The organism is uncultured Paracoccus sp., assembly GCF_947496875.1.
Classification (GTDB): Bacteria; Pseudomonadota; Alphaproteobacteria; order Rhodobacterales; family Rhodobacteraceae; genus Paracoccus.
Genome location: NZ_CANMEH010000015.1, coordinates 1 through 15,300, shown reverse-complemented (window position 1 = coordinate 15,300; position 15,300 = coordinate 1). Strand labels below are relative to the sequence as shown.

Sequence of the window (15,300 nt, the reverse complement as noted above, 5' to 3'; positions counted from 1 at the left end):
GGGATAGGATTGACATCCTGAACTTCTTCGTGACTGCCTTTGAGTCTCACTAGCACGAGTCCGGATCACGGCATAGGCAGCGGGCTTCAACACCCTGTTTTTGCATCAGCGCGAACCAGGCGGCGAGGTCCGTGAGCGCATACTGCACCGCGCGCCTGGCCTCGTCCTCCACGCCACTGCGGCGCCACGGCACCTGTCGTATTAGTCATTTTACGGGAGGCCGGGCCCGGTCTAAGCTGAGTGCAATGTTACTCCGTCGTGCAACCAATTCTCTTCAGGAAGAGGAGATAGTTCGTTCGATGCTTCGGCTCGTGTTTCAGCTCATCGCTCTGTTCGCCGGCCTCCCGGCCTTTGCGCAAGGGCGCTCATCCGGTGTCGGTCCTCCGCCCCATGCCGTTGGTCCTCCGGCCCATGCCGTCGGCCCTCCGCCGCGCGGTGTTCCTGAGATCGACCTGTTTGCCGGCGCCTCCGTTCTGATGATCGTCATCATCGTGGGGCTCCTGCTCTGGGAGTGGCGGCGACGTAGCGTTCACGAGTGACCCACAGCGTCAGCTCCCGGAGGCTGATAGCTCCAGGCGGCGTCACCGCGAAGATGCCGCGTAGCGTGCCCGTAGGAGAGCTTTCCTTTCTGGCGATTGGCTGGCGCAGGCTCGTCGTATTCGGGGCGGTGTTGCTCGGAGAGTTGCTGGTCGTTGCATTCTGCTATCAGTTCCTGATCGATATCGAATGTGCTGGCTTCACGCAGCCCCAAGCCTGCTTCGCTGTGCGTGAGGGCTTTAGCCGCCTGCTTAGCCTGGCGCTGCTGTTTGGTCTGTTGATAGCCGCCAGGCCACACCTGTTCGGCTATATCGCCAGAGGCAGGGCGCGCGCCAGCCGGATGTCGCATGTCGCGACGCTCGGCGCGATGCTCGTCGGGCTCGCCCTTATGCTGCTGCCAGTACTGTGGCGCGATCTGACGACCAGCCTGACGCCGCTCGCCCTCGCCTTGGCCGCGGGCGCCGGCATCTCGGTCACTGCCGCGTTGATTGGCACTGCCCCACTCGGCTGCTGGCTCTCGGTGCTGCGCCGAGGCGGTCCCTGGCTGTGGCTCGCCATCGGGATCGCCCTCCTCTCGCCGGAGCTGACCCAGCTGCTCAACGGCGCCTGGGGCTGGCCGCCGCTGACAGCCGCAACGTTCGCCCTCGTGGTGCGTGCCCTCGCATTCTTCCCTGGCGAACTTTTTTCCGATCCCGGCGGTCTTGTGATCGGCTTCGAAGGGTTCCTCGTGCACGTTGGCGCGCCCTGCTCGGGTCTGCAGGGTTTCGCGCTCATTACGCTGGTGATGGTCGGGTTCATCGCGCTAGAGCAACGGCGCCTGCGCCTGCCGCTTGCGCTGATCCTACTGCCCGTCGGTCTCCTGGCCAGCTTCGCCTTGAACGTGCTGCGGATCGCGCTCCTGATCTGGATCGGCGCGAGGATATCACCTGACCTTGCGGTGAACGCCTTCCACAGCTACGCGGGTTGGCTGCTGTTCACGTTGCTGAGCCTCGGAATGATCGGCGCGACCTATCTGACGCCGGTGCTGTGGCGCAGCCAGGCGGCCAGTGCCGGGCTTGCGCCGCCTGTGCCCTCTACTACCTTCCGAAACGATCTAGTCACCGCCATGCTGATGCCGCTGGTGGTGTTGCTGCTCTCGGGGCTCTTTGCGTCTACCTTTTTCGTGCAACCGGAAACCGCCTATCCACTTCGCGTTCCGGCCATGTTCGTGGGACTGGCGCTTTTCCATTCCGTCTGGTCGGCGCTCGACTGGCGCACCGACCTGTTGCCCCCGGTGGTTGGTGTCGCCGTAGGCTTCGTGTGGATAGCTGCTGCCGTCGCTGCGGGGATCGACGCTCCGGACCCGCCATTCGCCGGGCTGGGGCTGGCAGCGGCTGCGATCTGGGTCGTGCTGCGCTTGATCGGGACCGTCCTGCTGGTCCCGCTGATCGAAGAAGCGGCCTTCCGTGGCTACCTGCTCGGGCACCTGTTGAAGCCTTCCGGTTCGGCCGGACGCGCATGCGCCGCGCTCGTGTCGGCGACGGCCTTTGCCTTCCTGCACGATAGTGGCGTTGCGGCCTTTGTCAGCGGACTTGTCTTTGCCGCGATCTACCTGCGCCGCGGAAGGCTCGCAGATGCGGTCTGGGCGCATGCGGCCGCAAACCTGGTGGTATTCGGGGCGGCCGCGGTGACTGGCAAATGGGGGCTGATCTGAGCCTGGCGGGTCCGAATCAAACGATTGTCTCGCTCAGCGACTTTGCCGTCTTCCGCAGAACTCGTTCTTCAAGGCGAGGAGGAAATGAAACAAAGCTTCGACGTATGAGTTAGAGGTGGCGCAGGTCCGAGGATCAGGCTCAGGCAGCATTTCGCGCCCCCCTCCCAAATAGCTGTATGGGATACTGTGGATGACCGCGGTTTCCCCTTCTATGTAGAGTTGTCATCAGACCTTACACGCGGAATGGGAACTATCCCCTTGTCGCCGCATACCGAGCAATCGGTCCGGCAGGCACAAAGCTCGGCACGTTCTATCGCGGCAGGGCCGGAGTGCTCTGTGGCGTAGCGCGGCGCTCGCCCAGGAGGCCGCGGGCTTTTCGGTCGCCGGCAAATAAGCCTGCAGGCTCAGTGCGGCGTTTCATGCACAGGCTGAGGCTGTTCAAGGCCTTTCGGGTAGATTCGGCCTTGTCGCGCCTATCGGCAGAAGGCACGCAATCCAGAATGTCGGATCAGTCGATATCCGACATCCGCAGCGAGCCCTGCTTTGAAAAAGAACCTAGGGGCTGGACCAGCGGCCCGGCTCGCCGTCGCCCTGTTACTCGGCCTTGCTGCTCCCGAAAGCACAGCAGCAACACTTTTAGTGAATAACAATTACGTGACACTGGGCCTCTCACACCTGAAGGTCCGCAGTGCAGGCCTCCGCATGGCGGTAGAGCCGCGCAGAGGCTCTGAGGTGATCGGTAACGACAAGCGGGCCCACCACACGCACCGCGACACACCGGCTGGCTCGACCTCCGAAGCCATGGTACCGCCGAGCACAATCCGCCGTCCCATGTGGCCGCTACGCATGTTCCCGCGAGTCTCGCTGTTTTGATAAGCGGACTTTCGCACCGAAAGGCAAGAAAGTGCCCGGCTTCATTGAGACCTTGCCTCCAAGGCTCGCCCTCGCAAGCGCACTCGACTATGGCACCTGGAACTCAACCACGAGCTGGTCGCCAAAGAAGGAGGGGCACCGGGCGTTACGTAAGATGCAGCGGTTTCTAGTCGTGCAATTCTCCTCTTAACCGACTGTTCATCAATGCCATTCAAAGTGCGCTTCACATCAGTGACGAGAGACAGGGACTTCGGCCAGCTATCGCGTGTCGATCCGTTGAAGTGCCAGCGACAGCGCGACGTCGCCGTTTCCGCAGCACTAACCACGCGATCGGGTAGAAGCTGAAGCTAAGGAGACAGGAGCAGCTGCCTCGGACCCGCTATGAATAGCAGTTTTCGCCTCGAAAAACGGGATTTCGGACCTTTTGGATTTTAGAGAACAGATCTCCGCGATGTTGCGCGCCGGGCGCAGCGCCGAGGAGTCGGCGTGCGGCGCCTGAGCTTGCGCGGAACCAAGCGAAGCTATGTCAAGCAGGTCGAGCGTGATGTCGAGCGTCGCGCCGACATCTTAACCAGCATCGAACGCGGCGAGTTGCGCGGGCTTCGATGAGAAACTCGGCGGCTAGGCCAAAACACGTTTATCGCGTGGGGCAAGAGCCATGCTCGACCACGAGTGGCGAGAGAAGGAGTGCTGAAAGATGACTGCCAACTATGTGCCAAACACTGGGAGTATTTTATGGAGCCGTTGATCTTCGAAGACTTCGACGGACCATACGTCAACAGGCAATCGTCCGACGGAGTCTGGCGCTTGGCCGGACCGTGGACCGGCACTGGTGGCAACTGGCTGGACCCAAACCTCACTGACGTAAGCGATGGTGAGCTCTCGCTGACAGTCGCCGCGAACGAGTTGCGCGGATCGGAGATCCAAACAGTCGGCGGCTATGGCTACGGCTACTATGAAACGAGCATGAAGGTGTCGCCGACCCCCGGTGTCGTGAATTCGTTCTTTTGGATCCAGGAAGGCTACGGTCCACTTGAGTGGGACGTCGAGTTCCTGACTAACGAGAGCTGGATAGACTCCCCGGATTCTGGTCGCGTCCACTTCGTCGTCCACCCCGCCAATGATGATCGGCCCGTCGACCTGCCGTTCAATCCGACCCTCGACTTCCACCGCTACGGATTCCTGTGGGAGCCCGGGGTACTGTCCTTCACTGTAGATGGCGAGATCGTGCAGGTCTTCCAGTACTCGGAGGCTGACAGCGCCGAGACAGGCTACATCATGATGAACGCCTGGACCGGCAACCCCAACTGGGGTGGCGGTCCGCCTTTGCAGGATGCTACGTCGCAGTACGACTTCGTGAAGTTCTACGACGGTGCCACGGACGTGATCACGACTGTGCGCGGCACCAGCGGCAACGACGCCCTGGCAGGCGGCTCCAATATCGACGTGTTCGAAGCTTCGGCCGGCAGCGACGTCTTTCATAACTTCCGGACTGGAGTCGACTACATTGACTTCTCGGCGTTCGACTCTCTGCTCGCGAGTGACGTCAGCGCCAGTCTGGTCGACGGCAGCCTGCGCCTGGCGTTCAACGGCAACACGATCACCGTCGAAGGTGTGACTGGACTGGCCGCGGCCTCGACTTCGCTCGGCGCAGCGTTCGAGCCAGTGGGGTCCGGACCCGAGCCTGAACCCGGACCCGAGCCTGAGCCCCAGCCCGAGCCGGAACCTGAACCCGAGCCGGAACCTGAGCCTGAACCCGAGCCGGAACCTGAGACCGGAGCAGGCTTCTGGAACGACGATGCAGCTCCCCCCGCGGAAGTGGACAGCGACACCGGTTCTGTCGAACTCGGCATGAAGTTTCGAGCCAACGCCGATGGCGCGATTGCGGCGATCCAGTTCTATGAGACTGCCGAAAGCAACGGTTCGCACCCGGTTTCACTTTGGACCGAAGAAGGTCAGCTCCTGGCAACGAAGAGTTTCAGCGGCGGTTCCGGTGCGGGTTGGCGGGAAGTGGCCTTTGACAAGCCTGTCGCTGTCAGCGCAGGCGAGGTCTACATCGCGTCCTACCACTCGCCGCAAGGCAGGTACGCGGTCACGACTGATTTCTTCACGCAGTCGGTCGATGCCGGCGCTCTCTCGGCGCCGCATGAGTCCGGCGTCTACAAATACGGCGGGGCCGGCTCGTTCCCCACCCAGACCTACCAGGCGAGCAACTACTGGGTCGACGTCGTCTTCACGAATGACGCTGCGAACGAGAGCATTTCACCGACCGAACCCTCGATGCCGCTGCCGGCCCCCACTTTGGAAGGGACAGACGCGGACAACTGGCTGCGCGGCACAACAAGCGATGACGTGATCTTTGGCAGGAAAGGCGATGACACCATCATAGGTAACAGCGGAGACGATGTGCTTCGGGGTCACGATGGCGATGATCTGCTGCAAGGACAGCGAGGCCGTGACATATTGATCGGTGGCTTGGGGAACGATGATTTCGTGTTTCGCGCCATCCGCGAATCGAGCTGGGAGTCGCCCGACGAAATCCGCGCCGGTGACGGTGCGATCGCGTTCGAGGGTGCCGGCGTGGACGGTGGAGACATCATCAACGTCGCGAAACTTGATGCTGACCACGCCATGAGAGGCAACCAGGCGTTCACATTTGGCAGCAGCGACAAGGGCGGGCTCTGGCTGATCGATGTCGACGGTCGAACACTGGTCCATGGAAATACCGACGGCGACGCACCGGCAGAAATCCAGATCTGGATTGACGACGGAGCGGTGACGGCCAGCGACTATGCCGCGAGCGACTTCATTCTCTGACCCCAACGGAGTGGGCCCGCAGCCTAGGCGGGCCGTTCAACTTCGGCGGCGGCTCTCTGGCCTGTCGAGCCGCCGCCAATCGGAGCTTTGGCTCCCACCATCATCCAGCCTGGCCCTCGTTCACCTGCGGATGCAGGTTTCAGTGGGCATTGCGACAGGTCAGCACGGTCCAAGTGGTCCGTAATATGATGAGCAGATCAAGGCGCAGCGACGCCGTTTCGATATACTGAAGGTCCAATGCTACGCGCTGCGCAATCAAGTCTTGGGTCGTCGTCGCGCCGCGGTAGCCGCGCACCTGAGCCAGGCCGGTGATCCCCGGCTTGCAGACGAAGCGATTACAGTAAGCGTCGATCCGCGTTGCGAAAAGTTCATCGTGCACGATCGCATGGGGCCGCGGACCCACGATCGACATTTCCCCCTTGAATACATTGAATAGCTGAGGAATCTCGTCCACACTGGTGCTCCGCAGGAAGCGCCCGAGCGGGGTGGCTCGGGGATCGCCGGGGGTCGCTTGAACGATCGAAGATTCCGCTGGTTGAACGTACATCGAACGGAACTTCATAATGCGGAACGGCCGTTGGCCGCGTCCCCCCCGCTCCTGTAGAAACAAAGCCGGGCCTCTGCTCGTGACAAGCACCGCACTCGCGATCGAGAGCATAAGTGGGAATAGCACTGCCAGCGCTATGGCTGCAACGGTCAGATCAAGAAATCGTTTCGTCCGGCTGTCAAGGTAGGGATTCTTGCCTCGCGTTTCGGTTTGGGTGAATGCATCATTCGTCCGTCCGCGCGGGGCGACGACATCGAAGCCCTGCACAAATTCATGATCCGGGGAAATTCGCTCGGCCGCACGATGCGATCCAAGTAAGCTTTGGTGTCCAGCAAAGTCCATGTTCGACCCACTCCGGAAAAACCCCCGCGCGGTTTGCGAGGCAGATATCGAACGCACCCTGCTCGAGGGCCCCTCAACGATCCCCAAGAGCGCCAGGGCAAGGATGCTTTGCACCCGGTTGCCGCGGCTCGACATGGAGAATTATGCCTCGTGTACTCGGCGAGGAGAGGTGATCATTCGGTTAGTCCGCTACCAAAATGGGGGGGGGTAGCAGCCCCTAAGCGCCTCCAGCGCGGCCTTGGCAGTCTTCCGGGAAGCCGACTGGACGGCGGCGCCCATATCGCGTTGCGAGGCGAGCGCAGGTCCGGGCGCCCTCGTCCGAACATTCGGCATGAGCACGCCTTGCAACTGGCGGCGCCCGAGCTGATCGCAACGAAGATCATGCACCCTACGAGACGGGCACATCCAGCGGTGCGCTGCTGCCGAGAGTGGCGGATGACAGGGATTAACAACCTTTTGGACGACCGAGGTTCACCCTTTGCCCAAGTTGCTTCCCAGCCCGAGGTAGATGAACGTAGAATTCACCCAGTCGAGAGGTGTCACAGCGGGCGGCCCCCGCGGGGGCGGCGGGAGCCGCTGATTGTCGGATAGGTGCGAGGCGCGATCTCCGTCGCAGCAATGTTGGCCGATCGCGCGGACTTCTCCGACACGCCGGTCCGCGGGCGGGCTTGCCGGGCCAAGTGTCAGCGCAGCGGAGTGGTGTAGCGGTGCGACGAGGCTGAAAGTACTGGCACCTCGCGGGAGGTTGGTGCGCCTTATCGCATGGCGCAGATGCGGAAGGAATCTGATGAACGTTGCTGCCAAGGACATCAGACGATACGACGTTGGAGCGGACCTCCAGGACGTTTCGCGGCCTACTCGGCTGCTCATCATGGATAGGCAGCCAATCGTTGTCCGCGGCCTGACCGAAGCCCTGCGGCACGAGTTCGATTTCCACATCTGCGGTGTGGCGTCTTCGATTGCGCAAGCGTCCCGCGTGATCCAGAGCGAGCGACCCGACATCGTCCTCTCCGAAATCGACTTCGCCGACGGAAACCTGCTAAGTTCTATCGAAACGTTTCAGGCGATCCGGTCCGGCCTTAAGGTCCTAATTTTCACCTCGCACTCGGACTGCGCCTATCTGCATCGAGCAATGCGGCTCGACGTGAGCGGCTTTGTCCTGAAGAACTCGGACACCCAGGCTATCTTCCACGCGCTTTATGCGGCGCGGACGGGCGGCATGTACGTGGATCCTGCCATCCTCGGCCGTGCTCTCTGCAAGCAGACGAGACGACCCGAGACGTTGGAGGCGGCACTCTCGGGGGTGGTCGACCGCCTGAGCGAGCGAGAAATTCACACGTTGAGGCTCGTCGCCTTCGGCCACAGCATCAAGGAGATCGCGCGGGAACTCGGCGTTAGCCCCAAGTCGATCGAGACCTACAAGGCGCGCGGCTGCCAGAAGCTTGATCTCGCCTCGCGGGCAAGCATCGTGCGCTACGCCGTGGCAAGCGGCTGGTTCGACGACGAGAGCGACGCGCACGGGTAGAGCTAAGGTACAAGCAGCGACAACCCAAAGAGCGGCGCAAAGCGCGAGCAGTAGGAAGGATGGTGCCGAGTTGCACCCGCGAGTATCAGTTATCCTTCCCACCTACAATCGGACGCGCACGCTCGGAGACGCCATGGCGAGCGTACTCGGCCAAAGCTTCACAGATCTCGAGTTGATCGTCGTCGACGACGGATCGACCGAGAACGTCCAAGCTGTCGTCTCCGAGCAAGATGACGGGCGAGTCCGCTACGTCCGCAGGTTATTGAACGAGGGCGCCGCGGCAGCCCGGAACACGGGGATCGCTCTGGCCCGGGGCGCCTTTGTAGCTTTTCAGGACAGCGACGACCTCTGGCTCCCCGGCAAGCTCGCGAGGCAGGTGGAGCGACTCGATAGCCTGCCAGGCGAGGTCGGGGCCATCACTGGCCCAAAGATTCTCGTCGGGCGGAACGAGCGTTTCGTCTACGGTGAGGGGCTCGTCTGCCTCGCCCCCGCCGCTGAAACGCCACTATGTCTTGAGGAGGATCAAGTCGGGCACCTCCTGCGGGAGAACCGGATCAGCGTTCAGTGTAGCCTGTTCCGACGCGAAGCGCTCGGCGATGGACCGTATTTCGACAGGAGAGCGCGCGCGAACGAGGACTGGGAGTTCGCCATACGCCTCGCGCAACGCACAAAAATCGTCGAGGACCGCGAGCCCGTGCTGCTGGGGTTCGTCTCAGACGACAGCATCTCGCGAAGCCGCAGGAGAGAGACGCTCGGGGTCCTGCGAATCCTCAAGGCGAACGAACAGCTCCTAAGCTTCTACCCGCGTCAGCGCTCCGCGCTCTGGCTCGAGGTCGGCCGGCAACTCGCAGAGAGCGGAAAGCCACGCTTGGCCAATCGTGCGATTCTTAGGGCGTTGCGCGCCGATCCGGAGGTGGCGCTCGGGGTGGCCCGTGCCGTTCTTCGGCGGGTGGCAGGGCCACTGCGGCGGGCGCGCAACCGACCGTTCGGTCACCGGAGCGCCTGAGGAGGCCAAGACTCCGATCTCGCCGCATCCAGTAGCCCGTGCTCGAATGCCGCTAGCCGGCGTTTCTGCCGCGGGTCGTGGTTCTCCACCTCGAGCTTCAGCGCCCTCCAGCCTCCTCGGAACGCGTCGATGAGGTTGCGGCGGGGCGGCGTGCGTAACACATCCCGATACATCTGCAGCGTCAAGTCGATACCACGAGCCAAGCTAAAGCGCTCCGTCACTACGGACCGACCGTACGCTCCGAGCGCCTCCCGTCGGGCGGGCGCACGGTAGAGTTCGGCGATCTGGCGGGCTAGGCGGCCGGCGCCAGGTTCGCACTCACCCTCACCGAAAAACCCTTGGCGGAGGAATACTGGAAGGGTGTCTGGTCCAAAGACAACTGAAAAAGCGTTCAATCCCTGAACGATGAGTGGCCGCCCGATCGCGAGCGCGCGCAGCGCCGAGCTGCCCATGCCCAGCACGAGATCGGCCGCTGCGTAAGCCGTGCGGGGATCGAGCCAAGGCCCGGCGAACACGATCACATCGCGGCCAACGCGCCGGTTGAGTGCTTCGGCCCTCGCTCTCAGCGCATCCGACGCCTGCCCGCCGCCAACGATAGCGAGACGAATAGGAATGTCGCTCGCAAGCTCTTCCATAGCGTCTACCGCGCGCACCAGCGCATCGATTTTGATATCCAACGACAGCCGCGAGACAGTCACGATCAGAAACTCGTCCTCCGCTATCCCTAGATCACGCCGGAAAGGCGACCCCTCCATTGCAGGGTTGTCCCGCTCGGTGTCGATAGGGGGTTCGAGTACCCAAACTCTCTCCTTCTGGAGACGCCGCGCCTCCGTCCCGAGATCTTTGGTGCCCATGACCAGCGGCACGCTCGGCGGCACCATAGGAGTCGCGCTCATGCTGAGGACGGTGCAGAGCAGCGGCACACCCAGGCAAAGGTGCGGCCCGAAGTAGGCGTCGAGGCAGGTCGACCATTCATAGGTGTGAATAACGTCGATCCTGCGGCGACGCGCAAGGGCGACGAGCTGCGCGATCCGCGTTGGCGCGGGCCTCCAGCTGAGGCTGTGGGCATCGACGAATTCCAGTCCGCGCTCGTGGATTATGTCCACGAGCGGCCCTCGCACACCGAAGACCACGACCTCGTGGCCGGCTTTGGCCACGCCCGCGGCAAGGTCGATGGCGTTGATCTGGCTTCCGCCGATAGCAAGATCGTGCGGCATGACGAGTACCCGCATCCTACCGTCTTGCGGGCCGACTGACCCTCCCCGCCGGGCATTCAGAGCAGCCGCCGCTGCCTCTTCCTCCAGCGTGCAAGGCACGCTCTGATTTTCGGTTGTCTCGGGACCAGTTCGCACTTCGCGGAAAGTCATACTGCCCTACCAAGCAGGTGAGAAAGCGGGATTGCTGAATGGCGCGCCCCGCAGGCAGCAGAGTTGGGCCTCGGACACGGGGAATTGGGAGGACCACACCTTAGTCACGGTTCCAGTTCGCAATAAGTTCCGCGCCGCTCCCGTTATGCCATACCGAGACCATCCGCTTCGCCCGGTGCAACCGCGAGCGCACAAGCAGGGCAGATACCGCCAGGCGTTCCCTTGCGCCACTTAGCCGATCGCTTGTCAGGACTCGGGGGATTTCGAAGAGCGGCGAGGCGACGACAAGACCCGTCCTCAGGAGCCAAAAGAGCTGTCCTCGTTGCGGGCTGTCTCTACGGCTGTGCACCACGAGCCGGTCGAGGCGCTTTGCGAGCGCGTCGAATGAGTCGCAGGCGTCGGTCAGAACGATGACGGTGGGCTTGAAGGCGATGGTGCAGCCGAGCGCACGCGCCCTGCGGCCCCACACGACGTCCTCGTGGGTGCCGAGCCCCGGGAAAGGGCCGACGCGGCGAAAGACGTCCGCTCTCATAGCCATGTTGCCCGTCGCAGCATATCCGTGCCGCTCGACGAAGAGCTTGGCACGATAGCTGTAGAGCCCCTCGTAAGCTTCAAGTGCGGTTCGCTGCGCCGAACGAGGCAGAATGCGGATGTCGCCGCCAATGATGTCCACCCCAGGCTTTCTGAATGCCTCCTCGATCGCTTCGGTCCAGCCTGGGTGCGCGACGCAATCTGCATCGATAAACGCGATGATCTCGCCTCTCGCCAGTGCCGCACCGCGGTTGCGCGCGGGTCCGGGACCGGGAACTGGCTCGACGACAAGGCTGACTCCGGAGAACGCGTGGCAGATCTCAGCAACGGACTCGCGTGAGCCGTTGTCGACCACGATGACCTCGAACGCCACGTGCCCTTTCCGTTGCCGGTCGAGGGAGCGGAGGCAGCGCTCGAGACGAGCTGGCTCGTTTAGGTGCGGAATGACCACGCTGACCGCGACGTGGGGCGACTCATCGATCCCGTTGGGCTCGGCGCTCACCGCCGGGGTGAGCGGCGCGGGCAGGGGATCGAGTTCACGAGGAGCGCCCCCGAAGATTACCCCGTCGGCGGAGATGTGGGCCGTTCTGTCGTCTCCGGCCGCGCGACTCATGCCGACCTCTTCCACCGGCACGTCTTAAAGCGTCTGCGGACAGAAGTATGTGTCTGGATCATCTATTCCCCTACCGAGACCTCACGGTTTCGGATGATGTTTGCACGGAACGGTAGGGGATCGTTCCCGAAGAGTCTGTCCGGTGAATCCCCCGCAGCATCAGTCCATCCGCCTGACGCGACGGAGCCGGGCCCTCGAGCGGAGGCGGGCCGGCCACCGCGCCGCGGAGGGAAACAGCCGCAGGAGATCCCGTGTGGCAAGAACTCCGCTCACGGCCGCAGCCACGGATCCCATCGCCATTGCCACGAGAGGGTGGAGCCAGGTGAACGCAAGGAGAAGGACGAGCACAATCACGAGATATCCGCCCGCCAAGATGAGGTTCAAAACCGAGAGCGTGACCCCGCAGGCGCGCCGGGCAATGGCGTAGACGAATGGCGCGTGGACCAGGTACATGCCGAAGAAGGCCATCCCCGCGCCGACCAAGCCAATCATCGGCACGAGCAGCTGAGCAAGCGCAACCTGAACGGAAAAAGCCACCACGTCGACCAGCATGAAAGTCCGCCTCATCCCGCGCGCGAGGAGGATGAAGCCCATCGGCCACGACACGATTCGCATCGCCATGCCGGCGCAGATCCAGCGCAGCGCCTCTGCGGCCGCCACGAACTCGGACGAGTAGAAGAGGGTCATGGCGAGCGGCGCAAAGGTGATCGTGGCCGCGATACCCGGTCCACCGAGAAGCATGCTGATTCGCATCTGCTCATTGATGAGCGCCGACGCCGCCGCTCCGTCGCGGTGGATTGCTGTGAGCCGGGGATAAAAATCCGTTCCCATTGCCTGAAGAAGGATCCCGACATAGAGACCGCCAAGCGTCCATGCCGCCTGGTACAGTCCCGCTGCTTCGATGCCGCCATGGCGCAGGACGATGATGCGCACGAGGTAGGCGGCGCCGAGCGCCAAGATGCCGCTCACCATGAAAGCGAACCCGAGCGTGACGAGGTCGACAACGTCGCCGCGCGCGCCCATGGCGACAGATGATCGCAAGTGCGGGGTAAGCTTGCGGCTGTAGGCGAAGTTCGCACCCGCGCCAGCCGCCGCGATTACCAGGAGGGCCGGGACGACGCCGCGAATGCCAAGTGTGAGGACCAGCGCAATGCTCGCGACCGTCCCGACCAGGGCCGCCGCGATGGTTGCCTTGGCCAACGCTCCGATCTGCCGCTGTCCCTGAAGAAGACTACCCTCGCCCGCACCCAGGATGCGGAACAACACGGCGACGCCGAGAAGCGCGACGGCACTCTCTTGCGCGGCATCGCCGAAAGAGAAGCGCGCTAACGGACCGGCACCGATAATGAAGCCGACGACGGCAAGGATGCCGAGCGCGAGCGACAGGCGCCGCACCAAGGAAGCGGTCCGCGCGACCCGCCGCAGGTCGCCGGCTCCATCGGCGTCCGCGATCTGCCGCACGCCGCTGGAGGCGATACCTAGCCCGCACGCGCTGGCGGCAACGTCGATGAACGCCGAGTATATCCCGAACACGCCGACACCTGCCGGGCCGAGGAGCAGCGCGAACGCCTTCACCCGGACCATGCCGGCGGCAATCGTCACGATCGAGGCGCCGGCGACAACCGCGCTCGAGCGAACGATCTCCCGATAGCTCTCGTCCGAATGTCGGACCCCCATGTCGTCGCTTACCGCGTTCGGAGGCAGTTCGGCGAGGTGGCCCGAGCCGCGCCGCATGTCGGCAACCGATGCATCGGCCATCAGTCGGATTCTGCGAGTGTCGAGAGTTGCGTTGGTCGCTCGGCCGCGAGATCTGGCTCGCGGCGTGACAACTGGGTCGAGCCCGGCGTCTCCACCTTGAGGGTGTCGCCGGGGAGTAGGGAGGTCGCCTCGCTGGCCGAGATCGTCTCCTCCGGGCCTCCGATGCGGATGATCGAGAATTGCAGTTCGCCCATATCGCCGGCCCCAAATTCGGACTGTGTGAGGAGGAGCTTGCGCTGCGAGACGTCCAGGAGAATGCGGAGCCGATCGAGGTCCGCCCGCGCATCCTGCAGCTCGGCGGTAACTGTTGCCTGACGTTCCTCATCGAGCGCTATGTGGTCTCGCTCCGTCGCAGCGAGGCCCTGGCGGGCGCGCGTGATGGCGGTAGTCTGGTCGAGCCGCTGCGCGCGGAGGTTCGAGAGGCTGGCTTCTAGGCCTTGGGCCGGCAGACCTTCGAACCGGCGGACGCCCTGCAGCTCCTCGTCGGCACTGGCGATCGCGGCGTCCACCATCGCGGCCTTTTCGACGAGAACGTCGATCTCGACACCGAGAAGCTGCGTCAGTTCGTCGAGCGCGGCGCGCTGGCGCCGAATGCCGTTCGCGCGAGCCTCGAACAGGACCGTCTCTGCGGCGATGATTTCGTGGGCAAGCGGGCCGGCGTCGGTACTGGACAGCACCGGCGGGAAAACGATCGACTCCGCCCCCCGCTGCTCCGCCGCAAGGCGCGCGATGCGGGCCTCTGCACGCAGGATTCTGGTCGAAAGGTCCTCCTGTTCACCAACGAGCGCGACCTGGTCTTGGATCGCCCGGTTGCCGGGACGATACGTCCCCCCGCCGAGTGCCAGAGCTTTGAGAACCGTCAGCCCCGGTGTGAAGGCGTACTGACCGGGCGACGTGACGTCACCGACGAGGAAGATCGGCGGATACTCGGCAACCGTCACCACGACATCGGGCGCCGCATTGAGGCCGACCTTTCGCGCGAAGCTCGTCGCAATCTCCGCCGCGACTTCCGGAGCCGTCTGCCCGGCCGCGGTAACGGCTCCGACCATCGGAAGGCGGATGGTTCCGTCAGCGCCGATGGTGAAGTCCCCTTCGAGTTCCGGCCAGTGTCGAAAGGCTCCCTCGGCCTCCACCCACTGGGCCGCGGTGATGGAGATCCGGGCGTGGGGTACGAGGGGGATCTCGGACGCGACGAGTTGTGTGGCCGCCAAAACGGTAAAGGCAAGGACGGTCGCGAGATGCCGCCCTCGCGCTACCCAGATCCTGCGACCGTGGCGACGCATGTTCGTCATGAGGGCACATCCAATAATGGCCGACGTTCGCGATGCCGCTCCGTATGACTTGAAGGCATTAAAGCGTACATGTGTTACCGTAGCAGAGCGTAGCGAAGCGTGACGTCAGGAAAAGCCGCAGTCTCTGTCCACGTTCCAAAGGCCTATCAACCCGCGAGCGGCGTGGTGTAACCTTAGAAGGTCAAGGTCCCGCACCACACCGCTGCCGGAGAGAACTACCTTGGTCAAGCGGAGCGACACCTTTCTTCGAATGCAGAGGCGCTTCCGCTCGAAGCGGTTCTTGAAGATCGAAAGAATCATTCGAAGGCTGACGTCGGAGAAGCGTAACCGTCCGGTCTAACCGCTCTGCCGCGGTGTGAGAGTGCGGGATAGTGTCCACCATTGATAGTGGACATTGTG

General features: G+C 63.3%; 10 protein-coding genes. 5 read left to right on the top strand and 5 right to left on the bottom strand.

What is annotated here, in order from left to right:
* The first annotated feature begins 592 nt into the window (after positions 1 to 592).
* The 3 genes from xrtE to Q0938_RS14795 all read left to right on the top strand — a co-directional run bounded on the left by xrtE (position 593) and on the right by Q0938_RS14795 (position 5,920).
* On the top strand, positions 593 to 2,230 hold the full coding sequence (gene xrtE, locus Q0938_RS14805) for an exosortase E/protease, VPEID-CTERM system (protein WP_299363846.1): 1,638 nt from the start codon (positions 593 to 595) through the stop codon (positions 2,228 to 2,230).
* A 1,359-nt stretch (positions 2,231 to 3,589) separates the two neighbouring features.
* Positions 3,590 to 3,712 carry a hypothetical protein gene (locus tag Q0938_RS14800; RefSeq protein ID WP_299363843.1) on the top strand — a complete coding sequence of 41 codons (123 nt, stop codon included), beginning with the start codon at positions 3,590 to 3,592 and terminating at the stop codon, positions 3,710 to 3,712.
* Positions 3,713 to 3,838: 126 nt separating this feature from the next.
* Entirely contained in the window at positions 3,839 to 5,920 is a 2,082-nt protein-coding gene (locus Q0938_RS14795) for a DUF4082 domain-containing protein (protein ID WP_299363841.1), read from the top strand.
* A gap of 139 nt (positions 5,921 to 6,059) precedes the next feature.
* Here the strand turns inward: Q0938_RS14795 and Q0938_RS14790 are convergent, their stop codons facing one another.
* The gene (locus tag Q0938_RS14790) at positions 6,060 to 6,809 is read right to left on the bottom strand and encodes a sugar transferase (protein WP_299363839.1); all 750 of its coding nucleotides are present in this window, start codon (positions 6,807 to 6,809) and stop codon (positions 6,060 to 6,062) included.
* Between the two features lie 787 nt (positions 6,810 to 7,596).
* Here Q0938_RS14790 and Q0938_RS14785 point away from each other — a divergent pair.
* Complete coding sequence (locus tag Q0938_RS14785; RefSeq protein WP_299363837.1) at positions 7,597 to 8,334, top strand: response regulator transcription factor; 738 nt, start codon at positions 7,597 to 7,599, stop codon at positions 8,332 to 8,334.
* A complete protein-coding gene (locus Q0938_RS14780; RefSeq protein ID WP_366942762.1) occupies positions 8,252 to 9,340 on the top strand; it encodes a glycosyltransferase family 2 protein in 1,089 nt (362 codons plus the stop codon). Before Q0938_RS14785 ends, Q0938_RS14780 begins: the two co-directional genes overlap by 83 nt.
* On the opposite strand, the gene Q0938_RS14775 is transcribed toward Q0938_RS14780, so the two are convergent.
* The 4 genes from Q0938_RS14775 to Q0938_RS14760 form a co-directional block, all read right to left on the bottom strand.
* Entirely contained in the window at positions 9,325 to 10,572 is a 1,248-nt protein-coding gene (locus tag Q0938_RS14775; protein WP_299363832.1) for a glycosyltransferase, read from the bottom strand. The genes Q0938_RS14780 and Q0938_RS14775 overlap by 16 nt on opposite strands.
* Positions 10,573 to 10,807: 235 nt before the next feature.
* Positions 10,808 to 11,866, bottom strand: a complete 1,059-nt coding sequence (locus Q0938_RS14770) for a glycosyltransferase (RefSeq protein ID WP_299363830.1) — start codon at positions 11,864 to 11,866, stop codon at positions 10,808 to 10,810.
* Between the two features lie 144 nt (positions 11,867 to 12,010).
* Complete coding sequence (locus Q0938_RS14765) at positions 12,011 to 13,609, bottom strand: O-antigen translocase (protein WP_299363828.1); 1,599 nt, start codon at positions 13,607 to 13,609, stop codon at positions 12,011 to 12,013.
* Positions 13,609 to 14,901 (bottom strand): polysaccharide biosynthesis/export family protein, encoded by a 1,293-nt coding sequence (locus tag Q0938_RS14760; RefSeq protein WP_299363826.1) that lies wholly within the window; start codon positions 14,899 to 14,901, stop codon positions 13,609 to 13,611. The genes Q0938_RS14765 and Q0938_RS14760 overlap by 1 nt, the downstream gene beginning before the upstream one ends.
* Positions 14,902 to 15,300 lie beyond the last annotated feature (399 nt).

Excerpts from the sequence above, each read along its gene's own strand:
- Q0938_RS14765 (WP_299363828.1), bottom strand. The coding sequence starts at position 13,609 with ATGGCCGATGCATCGGTTGCCGACATGCGGCGCGGCTCGGGCCACCTC.
- Q0938_RS14760 (WP_299363826.1), bottom strand. The coding sequence starts at position 14,901 with ATGACGAACATGCGTCGCCACGGTCGCAGGATCTGGGTAGCGCGAGGG.
- Q0938_RS14775 (WP_299363832.1), bottom strand. The coding sequence starts at position 10,572 with ATGCGGGTACTCGTCATGCCGCACGATCTTGCTATCGGCGGAAGCCAG.
- xrtE (WP_299363846.1), top strand. The coding sequence starts at position 593 with ATGCCGCGTAGCGTGCCCGTAGGAGAGCTTTCCTTTCTGGCGATTGGC.
- Q0938_RS14795 (WP_299363841.1), top strand. The coding sequence starts at position 3,839 with ATGGAGCCGTTGATCTTCGAAGACTTCGACGGACCATACGTCAACAGG.
- Q0938_RS14790 (WP_299363839.1), bottom strand. The coding sequence starts at position 6,809 with ATGGACTTTGCTGGACACCAAAGCTTACTTGGATCGCATCGTGCGGCC.
- Q0938_RS14785 (WP_299363837.1), top strand. The coding sequence starts at position 7,597 with ATGAACGTTGCTGCCAAGGACATCAGACGATACGACGTTGGAGCGGAC.